Origin of the sequence: Rhodovastum atsumiense, from assembly GCF_937425535.1 — a bacterium.
In the GTDB taxonomy this organism is placed as follows: domain Bacteria; phylum Pseudomonadota; class Alphaproteobacteria; order Acetobacterales; family Acetobacteraceae; genus Rhodovastum; species Rhodovastum atsumiense.
Window position 1 is genome coordinate 3,144,955 of the sequence record NZ_OW485601.1, and the last position, 11,777, is coordinate 3,156,731.

13 protein-coding genes are annotated in these 11,777 nt (G+C 70.1%); 7 read left to right on the forward strand and 6 right to left on the reverse strand.

Annotated elements, in window-relative coordinates; translation table 11 throughout:
- Positions 1-142: 142 nt before the first annotated feature.
- The 4 genes from NBY65_RS14270 to NBY65_RS14285 all read right to left on the reverse strand — a co-directional run bounded on the left by NBY65_RS14270 (position 143) and on the right by NBY65_RS14285 (position 3,794).
- Positions 143-934: a lytic transglycosylase domain-containing protein gene (locus NBY65_RS14270; protein WP_150040679.1), complete on the reverse strand. Its 792-nt coding sequence runs from the start codon at positions 932-934 to the stop codon at positions 143-145.
- Positions 935-1,341: 407 nt separating this feature from the next.
- Positions 1,342-2,214, reverse strand: coding sequence for an N-formylglutamate amidohydrolase (locus NBY65_RS14275; protein ID WP_150040680.1), 873 nt, complete (start codon positions 2,212-2,214; stop codon positions 1,342-1,344).
- A gap of 97 nt (positions 2,215-2,311) precedes the next feature.
- The gene (locus tag NBY65_RS14280) at positions 2,312-3,103 is read right to left on the reverse strand and encodes an enoyl-CoA hydratase/isomerase family protein (protein WP_150040681.1); all 792 of its coding nucleotides are present in this window, start codon (positions 3,101-3,103) and stop codon (positions 2,312-2,314) included.
- 31 nt (positions 3,104-3,134) lie between these two features.
- Entirely contained in the window at positions 3,135-3,794 is a 660-nt protein-coding gene (locus tag NBY65_RS14285) for a DNA-3-methyladenine glycosylase family protein (protein ID WP_162530529.1), read from the reverse strand.
- A gap of 64 nt (positions 3,795-3,858) precedes the next feature.
- Between NBY65_RS14285 and NBY65_RS14290 the strand changes: the two genes are divergently transcribed.
- The 3 genes from NBY65_RS14290 (at position 3,859) to NBY65_RS14300 (ending at position 6,790) form a co-directional block, all read left to right on the forward strand.
- Complete coding sequence (locus tag NBY65_RS14290; RefSeq protein WP_150040683.1) at positions 3,859-4,599, forward strand: response regulator; 741 nt, start codon at positions 3,859-3,861, stop codon at positions 4,597-4,599.
- A gap of 7 nt (positions 4,600-4,606) precedes the next feature.
- Positions 4,607-5,944 (forward strand): ATP-binding protein, encoded by a 1,338-nt coding sequence (locus NBY65_RS14295; RefSeq protein WP_150040684.1) that lies wholly within the window; start codon positions 4,607-4,609, stop codon positions 5,942-5,944.
- A 144-nt stretch (positions 5,945-6,088) separates the two neighbouring features.
- Positions 6,089-6,790: an SH3 domain-containing protein gene (locus tag NBY65_RS14300; protein ID WP_150040685.1), complete on the forward strand. Its 702-nt coding sequence runs from the start codon at positions 6,089-6,091 to the stop codon at positions 6,788-6,790.
- Here NBY65_RS14300 and eutC read toward each other — a convergent pair.
- Positions 6,757-7,506, reverse strand: coding sequence for an ethanolamine ammonia-lyase subunit EutC (eutC, locus tag NBY65_RS14305; protein WP_150040686.1), 750 nt, complete (start codon positions 7,504-7,506; stop codon positions 6,757-6,759). The genes NBY65_RS14300 and eutC overlap by 34 nt on opposite strands.
- Positions 7,503-8,879 (reverse strand): ethanolamine ammonia-lyase subunit EutB, encoded by a 1,377-nt coding sequence (locus NBY65_RS14310; RefSeq protein ID WP_150040687.1) that lies wholly within the window; start codon positions 8,877-8,879, stop codon positions 7,503-7,505. Before NBY65_RS14310 ends, eutC begins: the two co-directional genes overlap by 4 nt.
- 362 nt (positions 8,880-9,241) lie before the next feature.
- Between NBY65_RS14310 and rplK the strand changes: the two genes are divergently transcribed.
- The 4 genes from rplK (at position 9,242) to rplL (ending at position 11,680) form a co-directional block, all read left to right on the forward strand.
- Positions 9,242-9,676 carry a 50S ribosomal protein L11 gene (gene rplK, locus NBY65_RS14315; RefSeq protein WP_150040688.1) on the forward strand — a complete coding sequence of 145 codons (435 nt, stop codon included), beginning with the start codon at positions 9,242-9,244 and terminating at the stop codon, positions 9,674-9,676.
- Positions 9,677-9,680: 4 nt separating this feature from the next.
- Positions 9,681-10,370: a 50S ribosomal protein L1 gene (gene rplA / locus NBY65_RS14320; RefSeq protein ID WP_150040689.1), complete on the forward strand. Its 690-nt coding sequence runs from the start codon at positions 9,681-9,683 to the stop codon at positions 10,368-10,370.
- A gap of 290 nt (positions 10,371-10,660) precedes the next feature.
- Entirely contained in the window at positions 10,661-11,191 is a 531-nt protein-coding gene (gene rplJ, locus NBY65_RS14325; protein ID WP_150040690.1) for a 50S ribosomal protein L10, read from the forward strand.
- Positions 11,192-11,296: 105 nt separating this feature from the next.
- A complete protein-coding gene (rplL, locus tag NBY65_RS14330; RefSeq protein ID WP_150040691.1) occupies positions 11,297-11,680 on the forward strand; it encodes a 50S ribosomal protein L7/L12 in 384 nt (127 codons plus the stop codon).
- The last annotated feature ends 97 nt before the right edge of the window (positions 11,681-11,777 follow it).

The window sequence follows — 11,777 nt, forward strand, 5'->3', positions numbered from 1 at the left end:
CACCCGCGGCAAGGACGGGCACGACGCACGAACGCCAGGGCACGGGGCAGGGGGCGGTGGCCAAAGCCAAAAGTTGAAGCGGGATGGTGGAACAGGCCGTTTTTCGCGATATCGCCATCCGTCTGCCGTGCGGGGCGTCGCGCTACATCGCGGTGCGGCCGGCGGAGCGTGCCGCCACCGGGATGGGCATGGCCCGGTAGGTGTCCAGCGAGCGTCCCGCGCCGCCGCCCGGCATCGGCAGGATGCGGGCTGAATCCGACCGGTTCGACAGCATGAACCCTCCTCCGGTGCCGGTGCCGGTGCCGGCGGAGGCGGGCGTGGCCGGGCGTTGTGTCGCCGCCCAGGCGGCCGCCAGTTTGCTTCGTGTCGCTTCCAGCCTGGCCTGTTCGGTTTCTTCCGCGCGCTTCTTCGCGTCAGGCCAGATCGCCATCACCCGGCGCTGGTAGGGCTCGCCCCGTTCGGGGGTGGCCGAGTGGTAATAGGCGGTCGCCTTTTCCCATGTGCCGGTCTGCGATTTCAGTTGCGTCAGGAAGCGCGCCGCGTAGCGCGTGTTTTCCGCCGGATCGAAGGCCTGTTCGAGCGAGGTGAAGGCGGTCGGGTGATACATCAGGTTCACCTGCATGCAGCCCACGTCGATCGAGCGCATGCCCTTGGCCTGCAATGCCTTCACCGCCGCGATGGCTTCGGCCTTGGTCTGGAAGACGTAGTCGGCGCCTTCGGCATTGAAGCTCCAGGGCCAGGGACGCGTCTGCCCGTCGGGGGCGGTGCGCCCACTTTCGACGCGCCCGATCGCCGCCATCAGGTGTTCTGGAATTCCCGCCATGCGTTCGGTATCGCGAATGGCGGCGTCGCATTGCAGCCAGGGCGGCAATGCGGCTTGCGGCGTTGGCCGTGCCACCAGCCCTGGCCGTTGGGCGAAGCCCGGCCGTGACATGGGCCAGGGCTCGGCTGCGGCAAAAGACGGGGCCAAAATGAGAACGGCCATGAAAATTTTACGCATGGGATTGACGCTATACGCACCCGGATTAATCCGGAGTAATCACCACTCCCGGCGCTCGCGAATGGGTGAAATCGGTCAAGCCTGTGCTTGCCGTGGAGCTTCGCATTCATACGGATGCTGCATTGCGAAATATCACTTGCATCCGTCGGACAAGCTGCGTATCTTGTGCGTCGCAGCAAGGCGGTGACGCCGGGCTGCTTTCTTGGACGTTTCCTCCCTAAACTTGGCGGCACGATGACGTGCCGCCATTTTTTTTGTCCCGAGGACCGTCCGGGGCGTTGCTGTAAAACGATTGAATCCCCGAGGGTTGCATCAAGGCCGATGAGGCTTTGCCGGAGCTTTCAGCGCGTGCGCAACTGCGCGCCGGCTTTCGTGAGTGCCACGATCATCGTGGTCACGTCCTGTTGCACTTGCGTGAAGGCCGGCAGTTTTTCCATGCGCGCCTCGTCCATGTAGAGCGGGCGGCAGATTTCCACCTGCACGGCATGCACGCCCTCGCGCGGGCGGCCGTAATGGCGGGTGATGAAGCCGCCGGCATAAGGATCGTTGCGCCGCACCCGGTAGCCCAGCCCGCCCAGCGCTTCCTCGGCCGCGCGCAACACCCGCGGCGCGCAGGCGGTGCCGTGCGCGTCGCCCAGCACGAAATCCGCGGCCGCGGCCGGCGAAGTGGAATTGCCCGGCATGGAATGACAATCCACCAGCAGGCAGACGCCGAACCGCCGTCGCGTTTCCTCGATCAGCTCCCGCAGCGCCGCATGGAACGGCTCCCAGTACAGCCGGATCCGTCGTTCCGCCTCGGCAAAACGCAGCTTGCGCCGGTAGATGCTCTCGCCCGAGGACACCACGCGCGCGATCGTTCCGAGCCCCGCGCTGACCCGCGCGCTGGCGGTGTTCACCCAGGGCGGCAGGTCTTCCTCGAACATCGCGGGGTCGAGTTCCCAGGCCTCGCGGTTGGCATCGCAGAAGGCGCGCGGGAAGGTGGCCGCGAGCAGGGGGGCCCCATGGTCGGGGGCGGTGGCGAACAGCTCGTCGACGAAGCCGTCCTCGCTGCGTCGCAGCGCCAGGGCATCGAGCCGCGCGGCGGCGACGAACTCGGCGGGGTAGTCGCGGCCCGAGTGCGGCGAGGCAAACACCACCGGCACCGCCTGCACCACCGGGTGGGCGAGAGTCACGGGAGGAGATGCGGCCGCCGGGGGGACGATCGGCAGGTCCATGGCGGTGATTGAAGCCGCACCGCGAGCGGGGAGCAATCAGAAGAAGTAGCCCGACGGCTCACGGATCTGCCGCCGGCCAGTCTTCCGGCCGACCGGTCTACCGTCCGTGCCAGACCGGCTTGCGCTTGGCCACGAAGGCGCGGGCGGCGTTGTGGAAATCCTCGGTTTCCACGAAGCCGTTCACGCCGGCGTGCTCCTCGGGCGTGATCGGCAACGGTCCGCGCAGCTTGCGCAGCGCCGCCTTGTGGAAGCGCGCCGAAAGCGGGCTGCCCTCGCCGATGCGCCGGGCCAGCGCCAGCGCCTCGGCCTCCACCGCCGCGTCGGAAACCACGCGCGAGAGCAGGCCTTTCTCGTAGGCCTCGCGTCCGGAGAAGATCCGTCCCTCGATCAGGATCTCGGTGGCGACGGCGGTGCCGACCATCTGGATGATCGGGTCGATCTCCGCGTACGGATACCAGATGCCGAGATTGCGGGCGGTGATGCCGAAGCGGATGCCTTCGCCGCCCACCCGGAAGTCGCACATCGTGGCGATGCCGGCGCCGCCGCCGATGCAGGCGCCCATGATCATCGCCACCACCGGATGGCGGCACAGCCGGATCGACTGCATCGCCTCGTGCAGCACCCGGGCGTAGATGTCCTCCTGCTCGCGGCTGCCACGTTCGCGGTCGAAGGCGGCGATGTCCGCCCCGGAAGAAAAGGCGTGGGTGCCGGCGCCGCGCAGCACCACGCAGCGCAATTCCTCCTGCGCCGACAACCCCTCCATCGTCGCCTGCAGGCCGCGCCACATCGACAGGTCGAAGGCGTTGCGCACCTCCGGGCGATTGAACGTCACGATCGCGATCGTGCCCTTGCGGCTGATCGGCAACAAAGGGTGGAAGCTCTCGGTCATCGGTTTCCTCGCCCGGATCGCGCCGAGGCTGTCATGTCGGTGGCAGATCGTCCATGGCCGGCCGCCCGGTCAGGTGCCGCCAGTGATGCCACAGCAGCCGCGCCGCCAGCGCCCGCCAGGGCCGCCACGGCTCGGCCAGCACGCGCAGCGCCGCCGGCCCCGGCCGCGCTGCCAGCCGCTTGAGCTCCGCCGCCGCCCCCGCCAAAGCGAGATCGCCGGCGGGGAACACGTCGGGCCGCTCCAGCGCGAACAGCAGGTAGATCTCGGCCGACCAGGTGCCGAGCCCGCGCACCGCGGCGATCGCCGCCACCGCGTCCTGGTTGTCCATGGCGGCCAGCCCCGCTTCCGACAGCCGGCCCTCGGCGAAGGCGGCGGCGAGGGCGCGGGCATGCAGGACCTTGGGGCGCGACAGCCCGGCTTGCCGCAGCGTCGCCTCCGGCAGCGCCAGCAGCGCCTGCGGATCGAGCGCGCCCGGGACGGCGTGCAGCCGCCGCCAGATCGCCGCCGCGGCCTGGTTGCTGATCTGCTGGCCGACGATCGCCTGCAGCAGCCCGGGGAAGCCGGGGGCGCGCCGGCGCCAGGGCAACGGCCCGGCCGCCGCCTCGATGCGGGCGAGGTCGGGATCGGCGGCGGCCAGCGCGTCAAGCGCCGCGCGCGCCGCCGGCGGCGGGTGCGGGAAGCCGGGAATCATGGAATCAAAATCATGTACAACAAGGGCCTGCGACAGGCGCGCAGTCGTCATTATAATGCCCACCATGGAGACAGCGTCCATCAGCGGCCCATTGCCGCATATCCTGGTGGTTGACGACGACCGCGAGACCCGCGAGTTGCTCGCCCGCTTCCTCGAGCGCCACCGCTTTCGTGTCACCGCCGTGCGCGATGCCCGCGAGGCGCGTCGTGTCTGGGCGATGGGCAATTTCCACCTGATCGTCCTCGACCTGATGCTGCCCGGGGAGAGCGGGCTCGATTTCGCCCGCTGGCTGCGCGGCTTCTCCGAGGTGCCGGTGGTCATGCTCACCGCCATGGGCGAGGAAACCGACCGCATCGTCGGCCTTGAGCTCGGCGCCGACGACTACCTGCCCAAGCCGTTCAACCCGCGCGAGCTGCTCGCGCGCATGCGCGCGGTGCTGCGCCGCGCCGGCGATACGCCCGAACTCCGGCCCGAGCCGCAGGGGCCGCGCGCGCTGCGCTTCTCCGGCTGGACGCTGGAACTCACCCGGCGCCGGCTGCTCAATCCCGAAGGGGTGGAGGTGCCGCTCACCGGTGGCGAGTACGAGCTGCTGGTGGCGCTGGTGGAGCGCGCCAACCGGGTGCTGACCCGCGACATGCTGCTGGATCTGCTGCGCGGCCGGCAGGCCGGGCCGTTCGACCGCGCGATCGACGTGGCGGTCAGCCGGCTGCGGCGCAAGCTGGAGGACAATGGCCGCCAGGCCAACCTGATCAAGACGGTGCGGGGCGGCGGTTACGTGCTGGCCGCCGAGGTGGAGCGGGCGTGATCGGCAGATGAGGCTGCCGGGATGGCCGCGCAGCCTGGCTACCCGCACTGCGCTGGTACTGGTGAGCGGGCTGGTATTGGTGCAGGTCGCCGGGCTGACCATCCACGCGCTCGATCTGCGCGACGTGCAGCACCTGGCCCAGGCGCGCGACGCGGCGGTGCGCATCATGTCGATCTATCGCGGCGTGATGCTCGCCCCGCCGGAGCAACGGCCCGGGCTGGTGGCGGAATTCGATTCGCCGAGCGACATCAGCGTCACCGTCTCGGACCGGCCGGTGCATGCGCCGCTGCCGCCGATGCCTCCGCCGGTGATGCGGCAGATGCGCGCGGCCCTGCTGATCGTTCCTGTTCCGGCGCAGTTGCGCCCGCGTGACACCGTCATGCAGGGCAGTCCCGAGGACGGGCGCATGGCCATCGGCATGCGCATGCCGGAGCAGGGCTGGCTCAATGTCGTCATCCAGATGCCCGCGAGCTGGCCCTGGGATTCGCAGAATTTCCTGATCGCCTTCCTGCTGATGACGATCGCCGCCGCCGGGCTGACGCTCTGGGCGGTGCGCCGCCTGACCGCGCCGGTGGGCACGCTGGCGGCGGCGGCGGACGCGCTCGGGCGCGACGTCAACGCGCCGCCCCTGCCCGAGACCGGCCCGACCGAGATCGCCACCGCCGCCCGGGCCTTCAACACCATGGCCGACCGGATCCGGCGCTTCGTGCAGGACCGCACCTTCATGCTCTCGGCGATCGGCCATGACCTGCGCACGCCGATCACCCGGCTGAAGCTGCGCGCGGAGTTCCTCGAGGACGACGAGTTGCGTGGCAAGCTGCTCGCCGATCTCGACGAGCTGGAGGCGATGGTGTCGGCGACCCTGGCCTTCGGCCGCGATGTCGCCGCCGACGAGCCGGTCACCGCGGTCGACCTGCCCGAACTCGCCCGCACCGTGCTCGACGAGACCGCGGATGCGCGGCCCGAAGCCGCCGACTGCCTGAGCTATGACGGTCCGGATCATCTGACGGTGCGGGTGCGTTCGATCGCCATGAAGCGGGCCCTGACCAATCTCGTGCAGAACGCCATGGCCTATGGTGGCAGCGCGCATCTGCGGCTGAGGGGGCCGGAGGCGGGGCAGGTGCTGCTGACGGTGGAGGATGACGGACCGGGCATCCCGCCCGGGGAACTCGACCTGGTGTTCCAGCCCTTCCACCGCGTGGAGGTCAGCCGCAACCGCGAGACCGGCGGCACCGGGCTCGGATTGCCGATCGCCCGCAACATCCTGCGCGCCCATGGCGGCGATGTGACGCTGGCCAACCGGCGTGAAGGCGGCATTCGGGCAACCGTTACCATCCCAGTGTGAAAGGCGGAAGCCGGGCGCGGGGGGGCGCCCGACTGACAACCTTGGTCCGCTCTCCGCTTTTCGGTACATTGGCTCAAGGGCGCCCCTGCCGCCCAAGCCGATCGTCCGCCCGGGGATGCCAGGCGGATTGCCTGGGGAGCCGCGGTGACCGACCCGAACGCGCCGACCACGACCGATGCCGATTTCGAGCGCCTGGCCGCGCGCGTCGGCATGCTCGCCTCCGAGGCGGGCGAGGCCGACAATGCCGGTCGTGCGGTCGGGGCGCTCGCGCGTCGGCTCGGCCTGACCGGCGGCGATCTCAAGCGCATCTTCCTCGCCGGTGCCGCCCTGGTCGGGCACCGCCCGCCCAACCCGCAGGAGCGCGAGCGGCTGGAATACGAGCTGGCGACCCTGCGCCAGAGCCTGAACCTAGTCGAATCCGATATCCGCCGCGCCATGTTCGAGCGGGATGCCGCCCTGCTGGAGAACCAGTTGCTGCGGGCCCGGGTGGAGCGGACGCGCATGCTGGCGCTCGGCGGCGGGGTGATCGGGGTGGTGGCGCTGCTGATGCTGGTGATCGGGGCGGTGACCGTCCTGCTGCGGCCGGATCTGCCGCCGCCGCGTCCGGCGGTCGAGCGTTTCGCCCCGGATGGGGCCCTGCAGGTCCACACCGCGCATATCCGGCCGATCGGGGCTTCGCTGTTCCGCGATCCCGACCGGGCCGGGGTGATGCTGGCGGTGCTGCCGGGCGGCACCCGCGTCACGGTACGCCGGCTGTTGTGGAAGGCCCTGGTGCAGTGGGCCGAGGTGGAGGCGCCGGGCGGCCGGGTCGGCTATGTGCTGACCACCGAGATCGACCTGTCCTGACCGCCCGCCAGCGCCGGCTGCTCGTCCTTGAGGCCGACGCCGCTCAGCCGCAATTCCCGCATCCGCCCGATCAGCCAGAGCAGCTTCTCCGCCGCTGCGGCGGGGGGCAGGCCGTCCGGTCGGATATTGGAAATGCAGTTGCGCTCGGCATCGCTGCGGCCGCGCCGCGGCGCCCAGGTGAGGTAGGCGCCGAGGCTGTCGGGCGAGGTCAGGCCGGGCCGCTCGCCGATCAGCACCACCACCGCCTCGGCGCCGACCGCCGCGCCGACATCGTCGCCGAGCGCCACGCGCCCCTGCGCGGCGAGGACGATCGGGCCCATGCGGTCGAGCCGGCCGGCGAGGGCGGCGAGCACCTTCACGGCGTGGCGCTGCACCGCGGTCGCGGACAGCCCGTCGCAGATCAGGATGGCGATGCTCCCCGGCGCGGCGGCCAGCCCGTCCGGATCCTGCAGCCGGCGGCCGAGATCGGGGCGCAGCAGATAGGTCTGGCGGTCCGGGCAGGCGCTGCGCACCACCCCCGCCGTGAGTCCCGCTTCCACCAGCTCTGCCTGCAACCGGGGGATGTCCAGCTCCGCATGCACGGCATCGCGCGCTGCGGCATGGGCGGCCTGGAACTCGAGATGGGCGGCGGTAGGCAGGCCATTGCCGACCCGGCCAAGCGCCACCCGCGCCGGGGTGAAGCGCCGCAGGTCTCGCCACAGGACGGGGGCGCTCATGCCACCAGCCCCACCCGCGCCGGGGCCAGCGTGGCCGGGATCAGCTCCGGGGGGGAGGAAGCCGCCAAGCCCATTCGCTCCAGCCAGGCCTCGAATTCCGGGGCCGGGCGCAGCTTCAGCGCACCGCGCAGGTACAGGGCATCGTGGAACGAGGTGCTCTGGTAGGACAGCATGATGTCATCCGCCCCGGGCACGCCCATCACATAGGTGACGCCCGCCACCCCGAGCAGCGTCAGCAGCGCGTCCATGTCGTCCTGGTCGGCCTCGGCATGGTTGGTGTAGCAGACATCCACCCCCATCGGCAGGCCAAGCAGCTTGCCGCAGAAATGGTCCTCCAGCCCGGCGCGCTGGATCTGCTTGCCATTATATAGGTACTCTGGGCCGATGAACCCGACCACGGTGTTCACCAGCAGCGGCGAGAAGGCACGGGCGATGGCATAGGCGCGGGCCTCGGCGGTCTGCTGGTCGACGCCGTGATGCGCCTCGGCCGAGAGCGCGCTGCCCTGGCCGGTTTCGAAATACATGACGTTGTTGCCCACCGTGCCACGGTTCAGCGCCAGCGCCGCCTGCTGCGCTTCGGCCAGCAGGGCGAGCGAGACCCCGAAGCTGCGGTTGGTGGCCTCGGTGCCGCCGATCGACTGGAACACCAAGTCCACCGGCGCGCCGCGTTCGATGCAGCGCAGCGTGGTGGTGACATGCGCCAGCACGCAGGTCTGTGTGGGGATGGCGTAGCGGTCGCGCACCGCGTCCAGCATGTGCAGCAGGGTGGTGGTGGCCTCCACGCTGTCGGTCGCCGGATTGACCCCGATCACCGCATCGCCCGCGCCGAGCAGCAGCCCGTCCAGCGTGGCGGCGGCGACGCCGCGCGGGTCGTCCACCGGGTGGTTGGGCTGCAAGCGCACCGACAGCCGTCCGGGCAGGCCGATGGTGTCGCGGAAAGCCGTGGTCACCCGGCATTTGGCCGCCACCGCGACCAGGTCCTGTAGCCGCATGATCTTGCTGACGGCCGCTGCCATCTCCGGCGTGATCCCCGGACGCAGCGCCGCCAGCGCCTCCGGGGTCGCCTCGGCGAGCAGGTAGTCGCGGAAGCCGCCGACCGTCAGATGCGCGATCGGGGCGAAGGCCGCCTTGTCGTGGCTGTCGAGGATCAGCCGGGTGACGTCGTCCACCTCGTAGGGGATCACCGGCTCTTCGATCAGATGGCGCAGCGGCAGGTCGGCAAGCGCCATCTGCGCGGCCACCCGCTCGGTGGCCGAGGCGGCGGCGAGGCCGGCCAGCACGTCCCCCGACCGCAACGGACTGGCCCGCGCCAACAGCGTCCTCAGGTCGGGGAAACGGTAGGTGGTGCCGGCAAGGCTGTGCTGGAAAGGCATGCGGCCTCCGCAGAGGGGATGAGCAGTAGAAGATAGGACGGCATCAGGAAAGGCCAGGGCTTCGCCCTGGACCCAGCAGGGGTCAGGGGACCCCTGCACCCCAGTCTCGCTGCGCGGCACGGAAAACATGGGTTCCAAGGGCGAAGCCCTTGGCAGAGGTCCAGGAGGCGGAGCCTCCTGGTGGGGCCCGGGGCAACGCCCCGCCAACCCGGCACATGCGCCGGGTACGTGTGATTCCGCTGGACTCTTGCCAGGGGCCGCGCTAGACGCGCCGGCTCAACCGGAACGCGGGAGACGGCCGTGCCCCTTTGGGGCAGGGTGGTCGCGTGTACCGCGGTCCCTGAACAGGAGCAGGGATACTCATGGCGAAGAAAATCGTCGGCTATATCAAGCTGCAGATTCCCGCCGGCAAGGCCAATCCGTCGCCGCCGGTTGGTCCGGCGCTCGGTCAGCGCGGCCTGAACATCATGGCCTTCGTGAAGGAGTTCAACGCCGTCACCGCCCAGATGGAGCCCGGCATGCCGGTGCCCGTGGTGATCACGGCGTATGGCGACCGCACCTTCACCTTCATCACCAAGACGCCGCCGAACACCTACTTCCTGAAGAAGGCGGCCGGCATCCAGAGCGGCAGCACCGCCCCTGGCAAGGCCGGTCCGGTGGGTCGGGTGACCACCAGCCAGCTGCGCGAGATCGCGGCGCAGAAGATGAAGGACATGAACGCCAACGACGTCGAGGGCGCGGTGCGCATGCTGGCCGGGTCCGCCCGGTCGATGGGCCTGACCGTGGTGGAGGGCTGATCCGATGGCGCACGACAAGCGACTGAAGGCGGCCTACGCCAGCTTCGACCGGACCAAGGTCTATCCGCTGGACCAGGCGCTCGCGCTGGTGAAGCAGAACGCCCGCGCCAAGTTCGACGAGACCATCGAGATCTCGATGAATCTCGGCATTGATCCTCGCCATGCCGACCAGATGGTCCGCGGCCTGATCAGCCTGCCGAACGGCACCGGCAAGACGCTGCGCGTCGGCGTGTTCGCCCGCGGCGCCAAGGCCGAGGAAGCTCTGGCCGCCGGGGCCGACGTGGTCGGCGCCGAGGACCTGGCCGAGAAGGTGCAGGCCGGCGACATCGCCTTCGACCGCTGCATCGCCACCCCGGACATGATGGCGCTGGTCGGCCGGCTCGGTAAGATCCTGGGCCCGCGCGGCCTGATGCCGAACCCGCGCCTGGGCACCGTCACCATGGACGTCAAGGGCGCCATCGGGGCGGCCAAGGCCGGCCAGGTGGAGTTCCGCGCCGAGAAGGCGGGCATCGTGCATGCCGGCATCGGCAAGGCGAGCTTCCCGGCCGAGAAGCTGCTGGAGAACGCGCGCGCCTTCGCCGACGCGATCATCAAGGCCAAGCCGTCCGGCGCCAAGGGCACCTACGTGCAGAAGGTGGCCGTCAGCTCCACGATGGGGGCGGGCGTGCGCGTGGACGTGGCCTCGGTCGGCTGAGCCGGACGAGGCTGAAGGGATACGCCGGTCCTTCGGGGCCGGCGGGCAGGGGGTGAAAACCCCCGAACCTGTCCGAGACCGTTCGTGACCCTTCGGGGTCTTAAGGGGCTTCGGCCCGCGCGCGGGAGACGGGGAAGCCATGGGATGAGGGCCATCGTGCCCGCAGACCTGGCGGTTCCGCATGGGCAGGCGAACGGGGCCGGTCGGCGCGCTTCTGCGTGTCCGGACGGCCCATAGGGCAACCCGGCCGGATGCGGTCCACACGCATCAGGCCAAACAGGAGACGGGTTTTGGACCGCACGGAGAAGCACGCGTTCGTCGCTTCGCTGGCGTCCGTCTTCGCCGATACGTCCCTGGTGGTGGTCACCCAGCCCAAAGGGTTGACCGTTGCCGAGGCGACGGATCTGCGCCGGCGGATGCGCGCAGCCGGGGCGACGTACAAGGTCGCGAAGAACCGGCTGGCCGCACTCGCCTTGGATGGGACCCGATTCGAGGGCGTCAAGCCGCTGCTGAAGGGACCGACCGCGCTCGCGTGGTCGAAGGATCCCGTGGCGGTGGCGAAGACCGTCGTCGAGTTCGCCAGGACCAACGACAAGTTCGTGGTGCTCGGTGGGGCGCTTGGCTCTCAGACGCTGGATGCGGCTGGGATCAAGGCGCTGTCCGAGCTGCCGTCGCTGGAGACGCTGCGGGCGCAGCTGGTGGGTCTGATCCAGACCCCGGCCACGCGCATCGCCGGTGTGCTGCAGGCGCCGGGCGGACAGGTCGCACGGGTGCTGGCGGCCTACGCCAAGAAGGACGAGGCAGAGGCCGAGGCCGCGTAAGGCGCCGCCCCCCGGGGCGGCGGACGCGACGCGTACATGTTATGGCAGGCCTGCACAGGCGGGCTTGCATGGAACCGACCAGGACTTAGATAAGGATACACGAAAATGGCCGATCTTGCGAAGCTGGTGGACGAGCTGTCCAGCCTGACCGTGCTGGAAGCCGCCGAACTGTCGAAGCTCCTCGAGGAGAAGTGGGGCGTTTCCGCCGCCGCTCCGGTGGCCGTGGCCGCCGCGCCGGCTGCTGGTGCCGCTCCGGCCGCCGCCGCGGTCGAGGAGCAGACCGAGTTCACCGTCATCCTGGCCAACGCCGGCGACAAGAAGATCAACGTCATCAAGGAGATCCGCACCATCACCGGGCTCGGGCTGAAGGAAGCCAAGGACCTGGTCGAGGGCGCTCCGAAGACGGTGAAGGAAGGCGTGAACAAGGAAGAGGCCGGCAAGATCAAGAAGGTGCTGGAAGAGCAGGGCGCCACTGTCGAGATCAAGTAGGCAGCTACAACGCATCCTCCGGTGGGACGCCCCTCGCGGGCGACCTCCGGGGGAACAGGGTCTGAAGCGGGCGGAGGCTTCCCGGGCAGGGTGCCCG